General features: G+C 65.8%; 17 protein-coding genes and 1 tRNA gene. 7 read left to right on the top strand and 11 right to left on the bottom strand.

Annotation, left to right across the window (positions count from 1 at the left end; genetic code table 11):
* Nucleotides 1-62 precede the first annotated feature (62 nt).
* Nucleotides 63-139, top strand: a tRNA-Arg gene (locus F622_RS0107135).
* 178 nt (nt 140-317) lie between these two features.
* Here F622_RS0107135 and rfaH read toward each other — a convergent pair.
* Nucleotides 318-869 carry a transcription/translation regulatory transformer protein RfaH gene (gene rfaH / locus F622_RS0107130; RefSeq protein WP_019571581.1) on the bottom strand — a complete coding sequence of 184 codons (552 nt, stop codon included), beginning with the start codon at nt 867-869 and terminating at the stop codon, nt 318-320.
* Nucleotides 870-1043: 174 nt separating this feature from the next.
* Between rfaH and F622_RS14255 the strand changes: the two genes are divergently transcribed.
* Complete coding sequence (locus F622_RS14255) at nt 1044-1178, top strand: hypothetical protein (protein ID WP_018937428.1); 135 nt, start codon at nt 1044-1046, stop codon at nt 1176-1178.
* Between the two features lie 94 nt (nt 1179-1272).
* On the opposite strand, the gene F622_RS0107120 is transcribed toward F622_RS14255, so the two are convergent.
* The 3 genes from F622_RS0107120 to F622_RS0107110 form a co-directional block, all read right to left on the bottom strand.
* Entirely contained in the window at nt 1273-2211 is a 939-nt protein-coding gene (locus tag F622_RS0107120) for a DmsC/YnfH family molybdoenzyme membrane anchor subunit (protein ID WP_018937429.1), read from the bottom strand.
* A gap of 26 nt (nt 2212-2237) precedes the next feature.
* On the bottom strand, nt 2238-2933 hold the full coding sequence (locus F622_RS0107115) for a 4Fe-4S dicluster domain-containing protein (RefSeq protein ID WP_038032074.1): 696 nt from the start codon (nt 2931-2933) through the stop codon (nt 2238-2240).
* A gap of 75 nt (nt 2934-3008) precedes the next feature.
* Complete coding sequence (locus F622_RS0107110) at nt 3009-5918, bottom strand: molybdopterin oxidoreductase family protein (protein WP_018168893.1); 2910 nt, start codon at nt 5916-5918, stop codon at nt 3009-3011.
* A 235-nt stretch (nt 5919-6153) separates the two neighbouring features.
* Between F622_RS0107110 and moaA the strand changes: the two genes are divergently transcribed.
* Nucleotides 6154-7164 (top strand): GTP 3',8-cyclase MoaA, encoded by a 1011-nt coding sequence (gene moaA / locus F622_RS0107105; protein ID WP_018168892.1) that lies wholly within the window; start codon nt 6154-6156, stop codon nt 7162-7164.
* A 95-nt stretch (nt 7165-7259) separates the two neighbouring features.
* Here the strand turns inward: moaA and F622_RS0107100 are convergent, their stop codons facing one another.
* Nucleotides 7260-7748: a universal stress protein gene (locus F622_RS0107100; RefSeq protein ID WP_018145067.1), complete on the bottom strand. Its 489-nt coding sequence runs from the start codon at nt 7746-7748 to the stop codon at nt 7260-7262.
* A 309-nt stretch (nt 7749-8057) separates the two neighbouring features.
* Between F622_RS0107100 and F622_RS0107095 the strand changes: the two genes are divergently transcribed.
* Complete coding sequence (locus F622_RS0107095; protein WP_018950938.1) at nt 8058-9563, top strand: SulP family inorganic anion transporter; 1506 nt, start codon at nt 8058-8060, stop codon at nt 9561-9563.
* A 265-nt stretch (nt 9564-9828) separates the two neighbouring features.
* A complete protein-coding gene (locus F622_RS0107090) occupies nt 9829-10557 on the top strand; it encodes a rhomboid family intramembrane serine protease (RefSeq protein ID WP_012981436.1) in 729 nt (242 codons plus the stop codon).
* 116 nt (nt 10558-10673) lie between these two features.
* Here F622_RS0107090 and F622_RS0107085 read toward each other — a convergent pair whose 3' ends face one another.
* Nucleotides 10674-12737 (bottom strand): TonB-dependent receptor family protein, encoded by a 2064-nt coding sequence (locus tag F622_RS0107085; RefSeq protein ID WP_369773123.1) that lies wholly within the window; start codon nt 12735-12737, stop codon nt 10674-10676.
* A 73-nt stretch (nt 12738-12810) separates the two neighbouring features.
* Nucleotides 12811-14256: a hypothetical protein gene (locus F622_RS0107080; RefSeq protein ID WP_018950936.1), complete on the bottom strand. Its 1446-nt coding sequence runs from the start codon at nt 14254-14256 to the stop codon at nt 12811-12813.
* A 210-nt stretch (nt 14257-14466) separates the two neighbouring features.
* Between F622_RS0107080 and F622_RS0107075 the strand changes: the two genes are divergently transcribed.
* A complete protein-coding gene (locus tag F622_RS0107075) occupies nt 14467-15492 on the top strand; it encodes a porin (RefSeq protein ID WP_019571579.1) in 1026 nt (341 codons plus the stop codon).
* A 121-nt stretch (nt 15493-15613) separates the two neighbouring features.
* Here the strand turns inward: F622_RS0107075 and F622_RS0107070 are convergent, their stop codons facing one another.
* Both F622_RS0107070 and F622_RS0107065 read right to left on the bottom strand, forming a co-directional pair.
* Nucleotides 15614-16486, bottom strand: a complete 873-nt coding sequence (locus F622_RS0107070; protein ID WP_018937434.1) for a dienelactone hydrolase family protein — start codon at nt 16484-16486, stop codon at nt 15614-15616.
* A 118-nt stretch (nt 16487-16604) separates the two neighbouring features.
* Nucleotides 16605-17069: a tRNA (cytidine(34)-2'-O)-methyltransferase gene (locus F622_RS0107065; RefSeq protein WP_018937435.1), complete on the bottom strand. Its 465-nt coding sequence runs from the start codon at nt 17067-17069 to the stop codon at nt 16605-16607.
* Between F622_RS0107065 and F622_RS0107060 the strand changes: the two genes are divergently transcribed.
* Complete coding sequence (locus F622_RS0107060) at nt 17068-18060, top strand: dihydroorotate dehydrogenase (protein WP_018937436.1); 993 nt, start codon at nt 17068-17070, stop codon at nt 18058-18060. The two genes, F622_RS0107065 and F622_RS0107060, sit on opposite strands and share 2 nt — an antisense overlap.
* Before the next feature lie 198 nt (nt 18061-18258).
* Here F622_RS0107060 and ntrC read toward each other — a convergent pair whose 3' ends face one another.
* Together ntrC and glnL are read right to left on the bottom strand one after the other, a co-directional pair.
* Nucleotides 18259-19695, bottom strand: coding sequence for a nitrogen regulation protein NR(I) (gene ntrC, locus F622_RS0107055; RefSeq protein WP_018145059.1), 1437 nt, complete (start codon nt 19693-19695; stop codon nt 18259-18261).
* Complete coding sequence (gene glnL / locus F622_RS0107050; protein WP_018937437.1) at nt 19695-20792, bottom strand: nitrogen regulation protein NR(II); 1098 nt, start codon at nt 20790-20792, stop codon at nt 19695-19697. Before glnL ends, ntrC begins: the two co-directional genes overlap by 1 nt.
* Between the last annotated feature and the right edge of the window lie 43 nt (nt 20793-20835).

The following is a 20835-nucleotide window of genomic DNA, read 5'->3' as shown; positions in this document are numbered from 1 at the left end:
GAGTGTGGCGGTCAAATATGGCTGGACGCGTCAAAGCTCGCGCCCGTATCATTGCAGATCTTGCGCCCGTAGCTCAGCTGGATAGAGTACTGCCCTCCGAAGGCAGGGGTCGCAGGTTCGAATCCTGCCGGGCGCGCCATCATGACGACGAAGAAGGGCCCATTGTATGGGCCCTTCTTCGTTATGCGGATGGATCCCGGGGCCGGACGCCCCTTCTCCAGCCGAGGCCCGCTGAACGGGACAACCGATCCGTCCCACCCGGACAATCCCCAGTCTCTGCACATCGCAGACGACCGCCTTGCCCTCGCACAGCCCGATCAGACAACAGGCCCCACGGCCGCAGCCGGCAGCTCGACCTGCTGACACTGGCTCATGATCTGCATGAGAACGATCACGCGCTCTTCTCCGGTACGGGCGAGAAACAAGGCCTCGCGCCCCTGGAACGGCCCATCCGTGATGGTGACCGGCTGCTTCGGGGCGAAGTCACTGTCACGGGTAAGATCGAGACAGCCGCTCTCGGGGTCCAGGCGCAGGCGGATCCCCTCGATGACCGGCTCGGGAACCGGCACCGGGCTGGAGCCAAAGCGCACCAAACCAAGCACGCCGCGCGTGGAGCGAATTGGGGCCCAGTTTTCTGCGACCTCGCAAAGCTGTGCGAAGAGGTAGCGCGGAAACAGGGACTCGGTGACGGCGGTGCGACGCCCCCCGCGGCGAATGGGCCGGCGGATCAGCGGCCGGAACGTGCGATACCCCTGGCGGTCGAGATTCGCCTCGGCGCGGGCTTCTTCCCGGGGTTTGCATTGAATGGTGTACCAGTGTTTCAAAGGGACCTCGTCGCAGCAGTGCACCGGCAATGGCGCACCACCCATAGCATCAGCTCGCTCTAATGATAGGCCGACTGGCAGCAAACGTGCGTAGTTGCATCACGAAACTGGATGCACAGGGTTGCCGGGGCGATCGGCTACTGCCTTGATCTGGATCAAATTCGACAGCCCGGGGCAGCGCTAGCTTCAGAGGTGCAACGAGACCTCAGGAGAACCCTCATGCTGACCGAAATCATGTTCCAGTCGCCCATCGGCATTCTGACCATCATCACCCTGCTGGGGATCGTGGCCTTCTTTGGCTACGTGGGCTATTACATCATCCACGGCATGCGCCAGGACAAGCAGCGCGAGTAAGACATCCGCGCCCGCCGGCCAGCGGCCACGACGGCCGCCCATGAAAACGCCCGCGCAAGGCGGGCGTTCGATGTGCCACTTCAGCCAGCGGGGCTCAGGTGTGCTGGTCCCCGTGGTACAAGCGCACGACGTGCCGGGCCTCGGCGAAGAACAGCCAGCGCTCCATGATCACACCCGCCAGGGCCGCGACCAGGCCGAGCCAGGCCACGATGGCCGGCACGCCGGACAGGATCGCGGCGAACACCAGGATCGGGGTACCGAACGCGAGCAGGAACACGCCCATCTTCAGGGTGTCGGTGGTGTTCTTGCCTGCATCGTAGCCAAACTCGTCGGTCAGGAAGGTACCGGCGGTATGCCCGGTATCCAGCAAGCGCACGGTCGCGCGGTTGAAGGTGGTGGCGGTGTTGATGGTCGGGCCGGTCACGCGGGAGATCCAGAAGTAGTAGATCCCCTTGAGGACGCCGGCGATCAGCAGCAGCACGATGGCCACGCCCGCATGCATCGCGGTGGCGTTGCCGAACACACTGGCAATGGCGGCGAAGGCGACGGCACCGGTGGCCACGCCCAGCATGATGTAGTTCGCCGGGGTCAGCGCGGTGTTCCACTGGCGGATGGTCTTCAGGCAGCCGTAGATCATCCCGGTGGAGAACAGCGTGACCACCGCCAGCACGGCGGCGATGGCGCCAGCCACTGCGGCCAACGGACCGACTTCGTGGCCCTGCAGCAGCACGCCGAGGCCATAGATCGCGGCGAACGGGTAGAACAGCACGGCAAATACCGCCTCGCGCGAGAGCCAGGAGGTCTTGAAGCGCATGAAGGAACGCCAGGCGTTCTTCTTGTTCGCCAGGTGGCCCGTGGACAGCATGAGCCCGACGGTGATCATGCCCAGGGCCGCAACCCCGTGCGCGATCAGCTCGCCATGGCTCATGACCGGACCGATGCCCGCGAGATGGAAGGCCACCAGCAACAGGAACAGGCCGTAGCCCGCACCGGAGATGACAGTAAACAGAATGACGGAAAACGCCGGATGCATGGTTTTCTCTCCCCGATCGGGCGCGCTTAGCGCGCCACCATCTTGTTGACCCAGTCCTTCACCGAGGTGATCAGCGTGTTGGCACGCACGTCGTCGGTGGGGATGGAACGGGTGATCCGCGGCGGCAGATAGGTGTTGACCGGCTTGTAGCCAAGCTCGGGCATCTGCTTCACGCCGCCACGCTCGCGGACCAGGCGGCTCACCTCGGAGGCGTCGTCATCGAAGTCGCCGAAGAAACGCGCGTGCGCCGGGCAGGTGATGACGCAGGCGGGCTGACGCTCTTCCGGCGGCAGCTGCTCGTCGTAGATGCGGTCCACGCAAAGCGTGCACTTCTTCATCACGCCGTCTTCGCGGTCGAGCTCGCGAGCGCCGTACGGGCAGGCCCAGGCGCAGTAGTTGCAGCCCATGCACTTGTCCTGATCGACCAGCACGATGCCGTCTTCCGGACGCTTGTAGGAGGCGCCGGTCGGGCAGACATTCACGCAGTCGGCATGCTCGCAGTGCATGCAGGACATCGGGATGTTGACGGTCTTGTTGTTGGGGTAGTCCCCGACCTCGTAGTGGCGGATGCGGTTGAACCACACGCCGCTCGGGTCCTCGCCGTAGGGGCGATAGTCGGTCAGCGGACCCGTGGTGCCGCTGGTGTTCCACTGCTTGCAGGCCACCGCGCAGGCATGGCAGCCCACGCAGGTGTCCATGTCGATTACGAGTCCAAGTCGCATGGTTGGTACTCCCTCAAATCGTTCGTGCGGGCAAGCCCCGCGATGGCCTTGAGGCCGTCGCGGAACCGGGCCGGATCAGTTTTTCTCGTCGTCCAGCGAACCGCGAGTGAGCACGTCGCGGATGTCGCGGTTCAGGTGCACGGGCTTGTGCGCGTGGTAGCGCAGCTGGTCCGGCGATTCGGACATGCCCGGCGTGGCCTTCACCTCGTCGAACTGCGGCCAGGCGCTCTGCTCGTCGGGACCGGCCGGGGTGATCTTGACCTTGAGGTCGTACCACGCGGCCTGCCCGGTGACCGGGTCGGAGTTGGTGATGTTGTCGATCGGGTCGCCCTTCTTCGGGAGCAGCTCGCTGATCAGGTGATTCATCAGGAAGCCCTTCTGCGACTCGTTCGCCTCCGGCTTCAGGCCCCAGGCGCCCTTCTGCTTGCCGATGGCGTTCCAGGTCCAGACGGTGCTGGGCTCGCAGCCCTCGATCAGCTTGACCTGCACGCGAATCTTGCCGTTGTGCGACTCCAGCCACACCCAGGACAGATCCTCGATGCCCATGGACTCCGCCTTCTGACGGTTCATGTACAGGTAGTTCTGGGCGCAGATCTGGCGCAGCCAGGCGTTCTGCGAATCCCAGGAGTGGTACATGAACATCGGACGCTGGTTGACCGCGTAGAACGGGTACTCGTCCTCGTCGATCCGGGTCTGCTCCAGCGGCTTGTGCCAGATGGGCAGCGGATCGAAGTACTGGGTCAGCCGGTCCTTGTGCTCCTGCTTGGTCGGTTGCGGGCCGTCGTACAGGCCCTGGCCGGCCAGCTTGAAGCGCTGCTGGGTCTCGGAGTAGATCTCGATCGTGATCGGATCGGTCTTGCCTACCCAGCCGGCGTGCTTGGCCAGCTCCAGGTAGTCCTTGTTGGCGTAGCGGTAGAACTGCTGATTCGGCGCCAGGTGGTACAGGAAGAACCCCTGGTTCTCGATGTACGCCTCCCACTGCTTCGGGTTCGGCTCGCCGCGCAGGTGGCTCTGGCCGTCCTTGCCGCGATAGCCGGACAGGAAGCCGATACCCGGCTCCTTCTCGAAGTTGACGATGAAGTCCTTGTAGTCCGAGAACTTGCGGCTGCCATCGTCCTTGGTGAACGCCGGGAACTTCAGGCGCCCGGCCAGCTCGACCATGACCTCCTGCCACGGCCGCACGTTGCGATCGGGCTCGAGGATCGGGTGACGGATGGAATCCGCCGCCGCGGCCGGCTCGGAGATCGGGCGGTCGAGCATGGAGATGGTGTCGTAGCGTTCCAGATAGGTGGTATCCGGCAGCACCAGGTCGGCGAAGCTGACCATCTCGGAATTGAACGCATCCGAGACCACCAGGAACGGGATCTTGTACTCGCCGTTCTCGTCCTTGGACCGCAGCATGTCCATCACTTCGGCGGTGTTCATCGTGGAGTTCCACGACATGTTCGCCATGAAGAAGATCAGGGTGTCGATCGGGTACGGGTCGGCGTTGACCGCGTTGGTCACCACCATGTGCATCATGCCGTGGTTGGACACCGGCGCATCCCAGGAGAAGGCCTTGTCGATGCGCAGCGGGTTGCCGTCGTCATCGATGACCAGATCCTCCGGCGCGGTCGGGAAACCGAGCGGCGGGCTCTTCAGCGGGGTGTTCGGGGCGCATTCCTTGGCCGGCTTGATGCCCGGCGGGATGTGCTTCGGATATGGCGGCTTGGCCAGGTGACCGCCGGGGCAGTCCACCGAGCCCAGCATGATCTGCAGCAGGTGGATCGCGCGGCAGGTCTGGAATCCATTGGAGTGCGCGGAGATGCCGCGCATCGCGTGCATGGACACCGGACGCCCGAACACCTTGTCGTGCTTGCGGCCCCAGGAGTCGGTCCACTCGATGTCGAGCTCGATGGTCTCCTTGAACGCGACGTGGGCCATCTCCAGCGCCAGGCGCTCGGTCTGCTCGGCCGGGATGCCGGTCACCGCGGCGGTATTCTCCGGGGAATACTCGTCCGCCAGGTAACGTTCGGCCAGCAGGGTCATCACGGTCTTGACCGGGCGGCCGTCCGGGGCGGTGTACTCACCGAACAGGGCCGGCTTGATGTCGACCTGGCTGCCGTCGACGAAGGCCTCCTTCTCCAGTTCCCAGACCTGCGGGTTGCCGGCCTCGTCACGCAGGATCAGGCCGTCGCCCTTCTGGCCCGGGGTCTGTACCACCAGCTGGGTGGCGTTGGTGTAGCGCACCAGGAAGTCCCAGTCGAACTGGTCGTTCTTCAGCAGCACGTGCAGCATCGACAGCGCGAACAGGCCGTCGGTGCCGGGCTTGATGCCCACCCACTCGTCGGCGATCGCCTGGTAGCCGGTGCGCACCGGGTTGATCGCGACGAACTTGCCGCCGCTGCGCTTGAGCTTTTCCAGCCCGATCTTGATCGGGTTGGAGGCATGGTCTTCCGCCACACCCCAGAGCATGTGGTACTTGGTGCGATCCCAGTCGGGGTCGCCGAATTCCCAGAAGGCGAAGCCAGTGGTATACAGGCCGCCGGCGGCCATGTTCACCGAGCAGAAGCCACCGTGGGCCGCCCAGTTGTAGGTACCGAACTGGGTTGCCCACAGGCCGGTCAGGGCCTGCATCTGGTCACGGCCGGTGAAGAACGCCAGCTTGCGCGGGTCGGTCTCGCGGATCTTCTGCAGGCGCGCGGACAGGGTGTCCAGCGCCTCGTCCCAGGAGATCGGCTCGAACTCGCCAGCACCGCGCTCGGTGCCCGGCTTGCGGCGCATCGGCTGGTGCAGGCGCGCCGGGGACTGCTGCTTCATGATCCCCGCGTTGCCCTTGGCGCAGAGCACACCCTTGTTGATCGGGTGGTGCCGATTCCCCTGGATGTAGCGGACCTTGTTGTCCTGGACGGTAACCTTGATACCGCAACGACAGGCGCACATGTAGCAGGTGGTGTACTTGATCTCCTGCTCGCCGTGCTTTTCGAATTCGGGCAACGCGCTCATGGGGGCGACCTCGTGATCTCGGTTCAGTTATGCATCGCGCATTGTGGACGGAGCGGACACATTCTGCCAACGAGTCTTTTCTATTTGCGGATAAGCCAGAATTATCGGGTGAAGATTTTTTTTATTGTGACCCGAATCCACAGATGATTTGCACGTTCGGGTGGCAAAGGCCGCAAAATGATCTACGATGTGTACCACAGAACATATCGCCCCACTCGACGTCACAGGCCCGCCAATGGAACACGCCGACACCCCCACGGAAGGAAACGCCCTGATCGACGCCTTCGGTCGCCGCATCGAATACGTGCGCCTCTCGGTCACCGATCGCTGCGATCTGCGCTGTTTCTACTGCATGCCCAAGGGCTTTCGCGACTTCGAGGAGCCGGAACACTGGCTCAGCTTCGAGGAGATCGAGCGCGTGATGGGCGCCTTCGGTCGCCTCGGCACCCGTCGCGTGCGCCTGACCGGCGGCGAGCCCCTGGTGCGCAAGAACCTCCCGGATCTGGCCGCGCGCCTGAATGCCCTGCCCGGCATCGACGATATCTCGCTGTCCACCAACGCCACGCGCATGGCGCGCCATGCGCAGGAGCTGAAGGATGCTGGCGTCGACCGGATCAACGTCAGCCTCGATTCGCTCAAGCCCGAGGTCTTCAAGGAGATCACCGGCGGCAAGCTGGAGAAGGTGCTGGACGGGCTGATGGCCTCCAAGGCCGCGGGCCTCGCCCCAATCAAGATCAACATGGTCGTGATGGGCGGGATCAACGAGCCGGAGGTCGAGGACATGGTCGACTTCTGCATCGAGCACGGCTTCACCCTGCGCTTCATCGAGACCATGCCGATGGGCGACACGGGCCGCCAGGCGAAAGAGGGCCATTACGTGAACCTGCAGGATGTGCGTGCCCGCCTGGAGCCGCGTTACAACCTGGTGCCCGGCGTGATGCCCGGGGGTGGCCCGGCGCGCTACATGCAGATCCCGGATACCGATGTGCGCATCGGCTTCATCACCCCGATCTCGCAGCACTTCTGCGATACCTGCAACCGCGTGCGCCTGTCGGTGGACGGCACCATCTACACCTGCCTCGGCAACGACCACAGCCTGAACCTGCGCCCCTACCTGCGCGAGGGCTGCACCGATTCGGAACTGGAGGACCTGGTGGTACAGGCCATCAACCTGAAGCCGGAACGCCACGAATTCTCCGAGCGCCCGGAGAAAGTCCTGCGCTTCATGTCCATGACCGGGGGCTGACGCCCGACCAGCCGTCATCGCGAGAGCATGCCGCAGGAACGAGAAAGGCCCGCTGAAAGCGGGCCTTCTGCATGCCGGGAGGGCTGCGAGCCGCTTCAGTCGACGGCGCCTTCCGGCGGCAGCTTTTCCTTCATCGAGTCGGACAGCGGCACGTCGTGCACCACCAGCACCGGCAGGCGCGCATTGCGCACCAGCCACTCGGTGGCAGAACCGGAGAGCATGTTGGAGATCTGGCTGCGCCCACGGGTCCCCATCACGATCATGTCCGCACCCCACTCCTCGGCGTGGCGCGAGATTTCCTCGGGGGCGCTGCCCACGGCGATGGCGACGTCGTCGTCTGCCTCGGCCCACTCCTGCATCTGGGCACGCACCTTCTCCTCCGCAGCATTGCGCATGTCCTTCGCGTTCAGCGGCGACGAGCCCGCACCACTGAACGCACCGGCAGAGCTGGGACCGGCCACGTCCGACGGCTTCATCACATAGAGCAACCGCTTCTTCGCCCCCGGGCAGTGCTGGCGGGCAATCGCCAGGGCCGAGGCCGAAGCGGGCGAGAAGTCGATGGCGATGATGACGCGCTGCAGCATGGGGATCCCCTTTGTGATCGCATGAAACCGACCCGGCGTACGCGCCCGGGGTCATGAAAACTTCAGAACCGACTAATAGAGTGGTACAATTTCGCGCCTTTCCTGAGCGGTTCTCAGTCTGTACTGGCACCGAACCGCTTGCAACCGCGCCATCCACTGGTGGCAACCGGGCCCGGCTACTTCCCGGGGAAACGCCGATCCAACCCTTCGCGTGGATCCGCGCCTCCCAAAGTCTCTGGTACCTGTTCGTTCACCCGTTGATCCCGACCCTGGTCGGCTTCGGCGCGCACCGGTATTGGGGAACGCAACGTGCAGCAGACCATACAAGACTTCCTGTCCCGCCAGCGCAAGGTCTGGTTCTTCAACGTCCGCGGCGACCTGATCGCCGGGATCGTGGTCGCGCTGGCTCTGATCCCCGAGGCCATTGCCTTCTCCATCATCGCCGGCGTGGACCCGAGCGTGGGCCTGTACGCCTCGTTCACCATGGCGGTGGTGATCGCCTTCGCCGGCGGGCGGCCCGGAATGATCTCGGCGGCAACCGGGGCGATGGCCCTGCTCACGGTCACGCTGGTGGCCGAGCACGGGCTGCAGTACCTGCTGGCGGCCACCATCCTGACCGGGCTCATCCAGCTCCTGTTCTCGTGGGCCAAGCTCGCGCGCTACATGATGTTCATACCGCGCACCGTGCTGGTCGGCTTCGTCAACGCGCTGGCGATCCTGATCTTTCTCTCCCAGGTGCCCTACCTGGTCGACGGCGACACCACCATGTGGGCGCTGGTCGCCGCCGGCCTGATCATCCTTTACGGCCTGCCGATGATCCCGGGCTACCCGAAACTGCTGCCGCCACCGCTGGTCGCCATCATCGCGCTGACCGCCGTCGTCTACTACATGGGCATGCCCACGCTGGAAGTCGGTGACATGGGCGACCTGCCCTCCGGCCTGCCGGTGTTCCTGTTCCCGGACATCCCGTGGAACCTGGAGACCCTGCAGATCATCTTCCCGACCGCCTTCGCGCTGGCGATCGTTGGTCTGCTGGAGTCGCTGCTGACGGCCTCGATCCTCGATGACCTGACCGACACCCCCTCCGGCAAGAACCGCGAAGCCCAGGGCCAGGGCATCGCCAACATCGTCACCGGCTTCTTCGGCGGCATGGCCGGCTGCGCGATGATTGGCCAGTCGGTCATCAACATCAAGTCCGGCGGTCTCGGTCGGCTGTCGACCCTGTCGGCCGGCCTGTTCCTGCTGTTCTTCATCCTGGTGCTGGGCGATCTGGTCTCCATCATCCCGATGGCCGCGCTGGTCGCGGTGATGATCATGGTCTCCATCGCCACCTTCGACTGGGGCTCGCTGACCACGCTGCACAAGCTGCCGCGCACCGATGCCGTGGTGCTGATCGTGACCGTCGCGGTCACCGTGATCACCCACGACCTGTCGATGGGCGTGTTCGCCGGCGTGCTGCTCGCCGCGATCTTCTTCGCACGCAAGATGGTCAAGGCGGTGGAAGTGAAGAGTGACCTGTCGGAGGACGGCAAGACCCGCATCTACACCGTGCGCGGCCAGCTCTTTTTCGTCGCCGTGGACAAGTTCATCGACAGCTTTGACTACCGCGAAGGCATCCATAACGTCGAGATCGACCTGACCCGCGCCTCGCTGTGGGACAGCTCGGCCGTGGCCGCGATCGACAAGGTGGTCGGCAAGTTCCGCCGCAACGGCATGGAAGTCGACGTGAAAGCCCCGCACGGCGAGAGCGGCGAACTCCACGACAAGCTCGCCCTGCACGACAAGGGCGCCGACCTGGGGCCGGGCGGGCACTAATCCCGCCTTTCGCCTTCGGCACCGTCATTGCGAGGAGCCGAAGGCGACGCGGCACAAAAGCAGCGGAGCTGGGTTGAACGGCCGCAGGCCGGCCCGAAGGGCGTGCGGAGCGAGTAACCGCCATCCGGAACCACCGGCTCCCGACTCGGTGCCAGCTTTGGGAGGTTGCCACGGCCCCTGCGGGGCCTCGCAATGACGGTGCCAGGGGCTGCGCCCGGGAGCCAGAGAGATTGGACCTCGTGCCCGAGCGTGGCAGGCTAGGCGCATGATGAATCTGCGCCGGCCGGCACCCCCGACCGATCCCAGGGCCGAACGCGAGCGCATTCGGCGCGCCCTGATGTGGCCCATGCTCGGGGCCGGCATCCTGATCGCGATCCACGCGCTGCAGGAGCTGACCGGCGGTGACTGGTCACGCCTGGGCATCCTCCCGCGCGACGCGGTCGGGGTGCTGGGCATCATCACCTCGCCGCTGATCCACGGCTCCTGGGGCCACCTGCTGGCCAATGTCCCGACCCTCTGGGTGCTAGGCATGCTGACCCTCTACGGCTTTCCCCAGGCCACGCGCACGGCGGTGCCGCTGATCTGGCTGATGGGTGGACTGGGCGTGTGGCTGTTTGCCCGCGAGGGGCTGCACATCGGGGCGTCCGGCCTTACCCACGGTCTGATGTTCTTCGCGGTCGTGATCGGGATTCGCCGCCGCGATGCGCTGTCCATCGCGCTCGCCATCATCATCCTGTTCCTTTACGGAAGCATGCTGTGGGGCGTGTTCCCCAGTGGTCCCAAGGTGTCGTTCGAGGCACACCTGTTCGGCGCGGTGGTGGGCGCGGTCTGTGGCGGGCTCCTGTACCGGCGTGACCCGTTACCTCCGGCGCGCCGATCCTCCTGGGAGGACGACGACGAGACCGACCCGGAGACCCTGCGCAAGATCGAGCAGGGGCGGTTGGACGAGATCGAGCCAAGACAGCCGCCGGAGGAACCGGGGCGACGTGATTAGTCGGACACGTGTGTTGATGCGGTTCGCTACGCTCAGCGCATCCTACGATGATGCTTCCGGACCCGCAGATCGTAGGGTGCCGTGAGCGCAGCGAACCGCACCGCCCCCCTCCCCGCTCATTGCCCGAAGTACATCCGCACCCCCGCCATCAGCGTCAGGCCCGGCGCGGGTTCGTAATAGCGTCCAAAGTTTGCATTGATCCGGATGTTGTCGACGTGGCCCCCATCCAGCAGGTTATTGGCAGCGACGAAGGCCTCGGCGCGGGTATCGCCTTGCTGCCAGAACCGGCCGGCGCGCAGGTTCAGCGTCGTCTGCGGCCCCACCTTCTCCGTGTTCGCGTTGTCCGCGTAACGCGACCCCACATGCAGCGCGTCCACGGTCACGAACCAGGGGCCGTCGCGCCAGTCGGCCTCGACGAACAACTGCTCGCGCGGCAGCCCCGGCATCCGGTTGCCGTCATGGCGAACACCCTCGGCATCCTCGAACTCGCGAAAACGGAAACGATTGAGGCTTGCAGCGGCGCTCAGGGTCCACTGTGGGTTCAACGGCCAGTCTGCGCTTAGCTCAACGCCATCGCGGGCCGTGCGCCCGGCGTTGGTATAGAACGTCCGGTCGCCCTGACCTTCAAGCTGGTACGGCGACAGCTCGTCGCGCACCCGGGTAGCGTAGACCGAGGCCTCCCAGGAGAGCTGCGGATTCTCGCGCCGGATACCGACCTCGATACTGCGCGCCCGTTGTGGGTCGACCTCGGGATTAAAGCCGCCTCCGCCCTCCGGATTGGCAAACTCGGTGAAGGTCGGGGTCTCGAAGTTGGTCGCCACATTCACGTAGGCGCGATACTCGGGCCGGAAGTGCCAGATCAGCCCGGCCATGCCGCTGGTCTCGTCAAAGGTCCGCCGGCCTGATCGGTCCGTGACGTCATTACCGTCGTCAAACCGCTCGACGAAGTGATCGTCGATGGACATGCGAATACGATCGTGACGGGCGCCGGCCACCAGGTTCCAGTCCGACCCGAGTGCGGTATCGGTCTGGACAAATACCCCGCGAGAGCGCGCCTGTTCACGCTGATCCAACGTCAGGTCGCCGATCGAAGGCGTGCCACCCGGGCAGTTCGCGGCTCCCTGAATGTCGGTACAGCGCCGGGTCCGGTCGTCGCGCTGCTCCTCCAGATCAACACCGGTCAGCACGCGGGTCGGCCCGATATCGCGCTCGTACTGGGCATTGACTCCAAAGAAATCGCGCTCGTAGGCGACGCGGGAATCCCCGGGGAAGGGCAACTGCTGCGCATAGTCGCGCTGGGTCCAGAAGCCACCCAGACGCAGCTCACCCCCGGCCAGGGGCTGTTCCCATTGCAGGCCCGTGGTCAGCTGTTCGGCGGACTGGGTGCTGTCCAGCGCCGTGGACAGCGGCGCGGCGGCACGCCGGTTCGTCTCCATCTCCTCGCGGGTCAGACCGCCGGGGTCGTCGGTACGCGGCGCGTCCAGATAGCGTAGATGGAAATTGAGCGTACCCGCGTCCAGCTCCGAGGTGGTGTGCAGGCGCAGATAGCGCTTCTCGGCGGTGGACTGTTCGCGGTAGCCGTCGATGGTGAAATCATGTGCGGTCAGGGAATAGCGGTGGGTCCCATGGTTCTGCTCCGCCACCGCTTCGGCGCGCCGATAACCGTAGCTGCCCAGCAGCACCCCGCCGCCGAAGCCGCGCGGATCCCGCCCGTCGCGGGTGCGCGCAGCGATCACGCCGCCGGAGGCATTGCCGTACAACGCCGCGCTGGGCCCGCGCAGAACCTCGATGTCGCGCAGATTCAGCAGGTCGATCGCATCCACCTGCGACTGCCCGTCCGGCGTGGTCTCGGGGATCCCGTCCTGCAGGATGCGCAGTCCACGCACCCCGAACGGGGCGCGTGAACCGAACCCGCGGATCGAGATTCGCGCATCCTGGGCAAAGTTGTAGCGGTTCTGCGCGAACAGCCCCGGCACACGGTTGAGCGCCTCGTCCAGCTGCAGGCCCTGGCGCCCCTCGGTGGCCTGGCGCTCGTCGACCCGGCTGACCGCCGCCGGCAGATCCGCCAGCGGGGTCGCCAGGCGCGGCGCCGTCACCGTGATCTCGACCGGATCGAGCCTCGGCGGCGCCTCATCCTCCGCCCATGCCGGGGCGAGCCCCAAGCCTGCCAGGGGAAGCACCAGGACGGCCCCGCTGAATGCGCCACGGGCATCCCGGCCACTCGCACTGAGCAACCGCTTCGGCACGCTGCCGTTACTCCCGGAGAATCAGCCGTTCGGTCAGGAGCTCGCCATGGCCGAGGAAGGCGTCATACAACGCGCGGCTGCGCTCCGCCAGAGGAGAACCCTCTTCCCAGGCGCCGGGCCGATCGAACGCTTCCCCGATGCGGTAGCCATTGCCAACGGCCTGCACGAAGGCCGCGACCGACCGTGTGGTCACCCGGGGGTCGATGACGCGCCCATCGGCGTAACTGAGGGCCGCGGGGATCGTCCCGTCCTCCAGCTGGTAGTCCAGCGCACCCAACAACAACCGGTCGATCGCACGTCCCACCTGGCCTTCCAGCTCCGGGGTGCGCTCGCCGATCAGGCCCGCGGTGCCCTCACGCTCGCGCAGTAGCGAGAAGCCGCCAGTCAGCTGATGCACGAAACGCCACTGCGCCGCGGTATCCACGTAATCGGCGGCTGCTCGGGCATTGCCGTCCTCGAATTTCAGCCGGGCCGGAAGGCCCCAGTCGCGCATCGGGCCATGGCCCGCCATTACCGCACCGGCAATGGCTGCGGCGCGATCCGCCAGGGTCGCGGCGCGTTCGGCATCCGCCGAGTCACCGTACAGGTACAGCATCTCGTAGAGCGCCTTGTGGCCGCGCAACATCGCTCCGATCTGGTCCAGCGACCACTCCGCGCCCTGGTCAAGCTGATAGATGCCGGCCTCCGCGTCCCATGCCGCCTCCGCAGCCTCGGCCATGGCCCGGGCGACCTCCACCAGATCCTCGCGCGAGTGGCCCAGCCAGCCCTCCAGCGCGGCACGCTCCATCTTACCCATATCCTCTGCGCCACCCGGTTTGTCCTGGCGCACCCAGGCGTACGTCGCGGCATGCAGCGCGTCCAGCCCGTAGGCGAAGCCGTCGGCTTCGGAATCATTCGCCGCATGCATGACCCCGTCGGCGTGGCGCTCGTTGACGACATGGCTGGTGAGGATAGAGATCAATGGCGAGGGCGTATGCGTCAGCTCGTCGTACAGACCGAGATGCTCGAAACGCCCGGCGCTGTGATGCATGTGATAGAGGTAGGCCGCATCGGCATAGACCGCCGGGGCCGCCTCGTCATCACCCCCTGCATGCGCCCGGATGCGGCCGTCGTCGACCAGCCGGCCGTGCACGGTATCCAGCAGCTCCAGCCAGGTCTGGCCGACGGACTGCATGGGATCCTCCGACAGATCCGGCCGGTAGCCCTCATGGCCAAGCTCGCTGTCGCGCATCAAGCGGCCCTTGACGGTCAGCGCCCCCAACACCATGAACGCATCCTCGGCGGCCATGCCCTTGGCATGCACCAGGACCCGCTCGTCCGCATCCAGCCCCTGCGCCACACCCACCGGGGTGGCCTGGGCGTTCGCCATACCCGCCAGTGTGAACGCCACGACCGTGGCCAGCGCCTTTACGGATGTCGTCATGATCTTCTTCCCCTGACGTGTGTTCGACATTCGGGCAGATCGTGTCGCCCTTGCCTGAGCAGACCGGGCACGCTTCGACCGGTTCCCCCGGATAGCCGTTGCGTCTACACAACAGTGTTGCCTTTTAACGCGATCTTCATCGCAGCTTAACCGGGGCGTCACCCGGCCTCCCCATGCTTGCGCCCTGTCGAGAGGCACTCGCGTCTCGCCAACGTTCAAACGCAAATAGGGGAGAAATCCATGAACCGCAAGCACCTGCTGACCAGCCTGATCGCCGCCGGCCTGGTCGTCCCGGCCCTGGCCACCGCCGACTGGACGCTGTACGGCCGCGCCCACCTGTCCGCCGACATCCTGGATGACGGCGCCGAATACAACGAATTCAACGTCTCGAGCAATTCCAGCCGCCTGGGCTTCAAGGGCAAGCGCGAATTCCGCGAACAGCTGGTCGGCATGTTCCAGATCGAGCAGCAGATCGATTTCGACACCAACGGCACAAACTTCGCGACCCGCGACACCTTTGTGGGCCTGAAGGGTTCAGAGTGGGGCATGCTGCGGATCGGCAAGTTCGACACCCCGCTCAAGCGCGCCCGTGGCCCGGCCAACTTCTTCGGCGATCAGGTCGGCGATATGCGCAACCTGACTCGCTCACGCGCCCAGACCGGACGTTTCGACGAGCGCTTCAACAACAGCATCCACTACCAGACCCCCAGCTTCGGCGGCCTGACCTGGAACATCCAGTACTCCAACGAGACCGGCGATGCCTCCACCGTGGACGGTGCGACCAACAAGGCCTACTCCACCTCGCTGAATCTCAACATGGGCGACCTGACCGGTGCCCTGGCCTACGAAAAACAGGAAGACGGCGCGATGGATCCGGATGCCTGGCGCCTGGCCGTTGGCTACCGCATCACGCCGGCCTTCCGCATGGGTGCCTTCTACCAGAACTCGGAAACTACCAATGGCGACGAAGCAGATGTGTACGGCCTGGGCGGGCAGTTCCGCCTGACATCGAACATGTACCTGAACGGCCACGCCTTCCAGCTGGATTCCGATCTGGACGATGCCGACGCCACCATGTATGCGCTTGGCCTCGAATACCGTGTCGACAGTGACCTGCGTTTCTACGGCAACGTCGCAATGGTCGACAACGACGCGAACTCCGCCTTGAGCCCCTGGAGTGCGGCCCGCAGTGCCAACCCCGACGATGCCAATCCCCTCGGCCAGACGGCCACGGCACTGTCGATCGGCATGCGCTACGACTTCTAACGCCGTAGCACGGACACCCCGACGGCCAGGACCGCCGGGGTGTCTACCACCCCAGGCCCTGCCGGATTACGCGCCGGCGGGGCCTTTTTCGTTGGTGCCCAGCTCGCGGACGGCAGCGAGGTCAGTCGCGCAGGTGCTGATTGACGAAGCGGGTGACGCGGATCATGGCGTCGCGCGATGCGAGGTCGTCGGCGAAGGTGCGGTTGTTGCCGTTGCGGAAGTCGAAGCCGCGGCCCACGCCCGGGTATTCGATCCAGTGCACTTCGCCCCCGCGGCTTGCGAGGCCGTCGGCGGCCATGCGCGCGGTGCGGTGGCGCTGGTACTGCTCCTCGTCCCCGATCAGGATCATCATCGGGATCTCGAGCTCGTTGACCTCGTTGGCGTAGCGATACACCTGGTGCGGCTCGCCCAGGTTCGGGTCCTGCAGGTGCGGGTAGTAGCCGGCCCAGCAGGCGACATCCTCGACCTGGCGCTCGAAGGTGACGGCGACCTTGAGCGCCTTGTAGCCGCCACGGGTGATGGAGAGCAGGCAGGCGCGATTGCCAATGATGTCCTCGCGCTCCAACAGCACGTCCAGGCCCTGGTTCAGGTCACCTTCCAGCTCGTAGTCATGGTCCAACGGATGACTCTCCATAAAGCGGCCGGTGTACAGATCCGGCGCCAGCACGACGAAGCCGCGCGCGGCCAGGCGCTTCACGTGCAGTTCGGCCAGATCGTCCAGGCCGCGCCGGCCATGGGTCCAGAGGATTGCGGGATAGTCCTCACCGTCCGCCGGACGGGCGACCATCGCCGGAATGCCGATGCCATCGCGCTCGTATTCGATGCGTTCGATCGCCACCTCGTGGTTTTCGAGATCGGCGTACATGACCCCGTCCTCCCACCAGTCGTCGTCCCACCACCAGTTGTCGGAACCGGTGGGTTCATCGGCCGCCAGCGGGGCCGAGATCAGGGCCGTGGCGGCCAGCAGACAGAAAGAACGCAGCACTGGAAACATCGGAAACCTCTCGTGGTGGACGTACGGACGCGATCGCCCTCGAAAGACGGACGGCGCGGGTGCTTTCTTCCGAGGGTAGTGCAATCCCGCAGGCCGTGCCCATCCCGCCAGGTTGGGATCATGCGCCGCCGGGAAACCCCAGCTGGCGCCAGGCCTCGTAGACCACCACCGCGACGGCATTGGAGAGGTTGAGGCTGCGGCTGCCCTCGCGCATCGGGAGACGCAGGCGATGCTCCGGCGGCAGGGTCTCCAGGACCGACTCCGGCAGACCGCGCGTCTCCGGGCCGAACAACAAGGCATCGCCATCGCGGAAGGTCGGGGCGTCGTAGCGGGCCTGCCCGCGCGTGGTCATGGCGAACACCCGGCCAGGCTGCACCGATTCCCGCCACTGGTCGAGGCTGTCATACTCTTGCACCCGGGCCAGCTCGTGATAGTCGAGCCCGGCGCGGCGCGCCCGCGCACTGTCCAGCTCGAAGCCGAGCGGGTGGATCAGGTGCAGCGCCGCCCCGGTATTGGCCGCCAGACGAATGATATTGCCCGTGTTCGGCGGGATCTCCGGTTCATAGAGGACGATGTGAAGCATGAGTGATTCGCGCACCGATCCGCGGCTGGCCCTGGAATTCTGCGGCCTGCATTTGAACACGCCGCTGGTGCTGCTGTCCGGCTGTGTCGGCTTTGGCGAGGAATACACCCGCGTGGCGGGTTTCTCCAACCGCGATGCCGGGGCCATCTGCCTGAAGGGCACCACGGGCGCCGCACGCCTGGGCAACGCCCCGCATCGCGTCTACGAAACCCCGGACGGCATGCTGAACGCCATCGGCCTGCAGAATCCCGGGGTCGACCACGTGGTGGACCACACCCTGCCGCAGCTGGATTTCGACGAGACGCGCTTCTTCGCCAACGTCTCGGGCTCCACCCTCGAGGAGTACATCGAGGTCACCCGACGCTTCGACGACTCGCCGATCGACGCCATCGAGATCAACATCTCCTGCCCCAATGTGAAGGAAGGCGGCGTCGCCTTCGGCAATGACCCGGACATGTCCGCCCGGGTGGTCGAGGCCTGCCGCAAGGTCACCTCCAAGCCGCTGATCACCAAGCTCTCGCCCAACCAGACCGACATCGCCGAGAACGCCCGGCGCTGCATCGAGGCCGGCACCGACGCCTTTGCGGTCATCAACACCCTGATGGGGATGGCAGTGGACGTGGAAAACCGACGCGCGGTCATCGGCAACAACCAGGGCGGCCTGTCCGGCCCGGCGATCAAGCCGATCGCGCTGCTGAAGGTGCAGCAGGTCTATCAGGTGGCCGCGCCGCACAACGTGCCGATCATCGGCCAGGGCGGCGTGATGAATGCCACCGACGCGCTGGAATTCCTGATCGCCGGCGCCAGCACCGTGGGCGTGGGCACGGGCCTGTTCTACGACGCACTGTGCCTGCCGAAGATCCTGCACGGCATCAGCGACTACATGGACCGCCACGGCTACACGCACGTGCGCGACCTGACCGGCACCCTGCAACTGAACGGTGCCGTTTCCGCCTGCGCCCCGCCCGCTCCGCAGGATCCCACCACCTGAAAGGCCGGTTCACTAAAGAGCCTGTTGACCACGAAGGACACGGAGAAAGGCGCCAATTTTTCAGAGGGGTAGGATGCGTTTCGCATGGCTCAACGCATCCTACCCGTAACAAAACGATCCCTGGTTTTCTCCGTGTCCTCCGTGATCTCTGGGGTTAAATCGCCCTTGCCCTTCTTCGTGCCTTCGCGGTGAAAAGACCTACTCGTCGTCGAGGCCGAGCTCCTGGATCTTGCGAGTGAGGGTGTTGCGGCCCCACCCAAGCAGGGCGGCCGCCTGCTGGCGGTGACCACCGGTCGCGTTCAGGGCCTCGCGGATCACCGTGCGTTCCATCTGCGGCAGGACCGAGCCCAGCAGGTCGTGATCACCGCGCTGCCAGTGCTGACGGGCGACCTGGGCGAGTTCGGCGGTCCAGTCCCGCGGACCGGCAGCGACACGGACCGGGGCACTCCCGGGCTCGGCACGGCTCTCGGTCGGCTGGTGCAACTCGGCCGGCAGGTCATCCAGGTGCACCTCGCGGCCCGACGCCATCACGGTGAGCCAGCGGCAGGTGTTTTCCAGCTGGCGGACGTTGCCCGGCCACGGCAGGCGCTGCAGCTCCGCGACCACCTCGGGGCGCATGGTCTTGGCCTCCACCCCCAGTTCCTGAGCGACCTCGGCCATGAAGTGCTGTACCAGCAACGGGATATCCTCCGGCCGCTCGCGCAGGGAGGGCACGTGGATGCGGATCACGTTCAGGCGGTGGAACAAATCCTCGCGGAACAAGCCCGCGCGGACGCGTTCTTCGAGGTCCTGGTGGGTCGCGGCGATGATGCGCACGTCCACCCGGATCGGGGTATGCCCGCCCACACGGTAGAACGTGCCATCGGACAGCACCCGCAACAGACGCGTCTGCAGGTCGAACGGCATATCGCCGATCTCGTCGAGGAACAGGGTGCCGCCATCGGCCTGCTCGAAGCGGCCCTTGCGACTCTGGTTGGCCCCGGTGAACGCGCCGCGTTCGTGACCGAACAGTTCGCTTTCCAGCAGATCCTTGGGGATGGCCGCGGTGTTCAGCGCGATCAACGGCTGGTCGGCGCGCGGGCTGTGCTGGTGCAGGGCCCGCGCGACCAGCTCCTTGCCGGTACCGGATTCGCCATTGATCAGCACGGTGATATTGCTGCGCGAGAGCCGTCCGATGGCACGGAACATCTCCTGCATGGCCGGGGCCTCGCCGATGATCGGGGTCTCCTCGATCTCGGGACCGGCGGGGCCGTTCTCCTGCCCGGCACGGCGCGCCTCCAGCGCGCGTTGCACCAGGGCCACGGCCTCGTCCACGTCGAACGGCTTGGGCAGGTACTCGAAGGCCCCGGTCTGGTAAGCGCCCACCGCGCTCTCCAGATCGGAGAAGGCGGTCATGATGATGACCGGCGGCGGATCCGGGCGGGTCTGCATGCGGGCGAGGAAATCCAGCCCGTTCAGGCCCGGCATGCGGATGTCGGCGACGATGGTGTCCGGGACCGGATCCCGCTCGAGCGCCGCCCAGGCAGCGTCCGCGGTCTCGAAGCCGCGCACGGCAATCGCGTGACGCTGGAGGGCGCGTTCCAGCACCCAGCGAATCGAGTCGTCGTCGTCAATGATCCAGACGATGGGTTCCATCAGTGCGTCTCCTCCCGGCCCTGGGGGGAATCAATAGGAAGCAGGATGTCGAATGAGGTCGCCCCCGGGCGCGAATGGCATTCGATCAAGCCGTCATGCAGCTGGATCAGGCTCTGGGCAATCGGCAGCCCCAGCCCGGTGCCCTCGGCGCGCCCGGTGACCATCGGGAAAAAGATGCGTTCGCGGATCTCCTCCGGGATGCCGGGACCGTTGTCGCGCACACTCAGTTTGGCCACCAGCCGGTGGCGCTTCCCGGAGATCGTGTACTGGCGCAGGATCCGCGAGCTCAGGGTGATCTGCCCCCCGTCTTCCAGTGCATGCACCGCGTTCTGCACCAGGTTGAGGATGGCCTGCACCAGCATGTCGCGATCCGCCTGCACGTCGGGAATACTGGGGTCGTAGTCGCCGCGGATCTTCAGCCCCAGCGGCAATTGCACGCTGACCAGGCCCCGGACGTGCTCCAGGACCTCGTGCAGATTGACGGCCTCGCGCCGCGGCATGTTGTTCGGCCCCAGCATGCGGTCGACCAGGCTGCGCAGCCGGTCCGCCTCGCGAATGATGATCTGGGTGTATTCCTTGAGGCCCGAGTCGTCCAGCTCGCTGGCGAGCAACTGCGCCGCGCCGCGCAGCCCGCCCAGCGGGTTCTTGATCTCGTGCGCCAGCCCGCGCGTCACTGCACGGGTGATCGCCTGCTGCTTCTGCAACTGTTCCTCGCGGCTGATGCGCTCGTGGCGGTCGATGGCGTTCAGTTCGAACAGCAGCTGGCCCGGCCGCTCGCCGGCGGCGTGCAGTGGCGTGATGATCACGTCGGCCAGGAAGCTGTCGGCTCGGAGGGGCTCCATCTGACGGGCACGCAGCGTGATCGGCTGATCCAGGGTCAGCGCCGAACGCAGGCGGTTGGCCAGATTCCGGTCCAGCTTGAGCCATTGCCCCAGTCCGTGACCGACGATGCGTTCGCGGCTAAGCCCGAGCAGGACCTCGGCCGCACTGTTCAGGCTGAGCAGGCGCAGTTCCGCATCGGTCACCAGCACGGCCGTGGAGAGGTCGTCCCACCAGGGCGGGGTGGTCATACCGGGATTGGCAGCGGGCGTAGTCATCGAAAGGCCTCAAGCAGGAATCGCGCCAAGCGAAAATCGCCGG

This window comes from Thioalkalivibrio sp. ALMg3 (assembly GCF_000381225.1).
Taxonomy (GTDB): Bacteria; Pseudomonadota; Gammaproteobacteria; order Ectothiorhodospirales; family Ectothiorhodospiraceae; genus Thioalkalivibrio; species Thioalkalivibrio versutus.
Note: the sequence above shows the minus strand (reverse complement) of the source record. Positions and strands in the feature narration are given on the sequence as shown.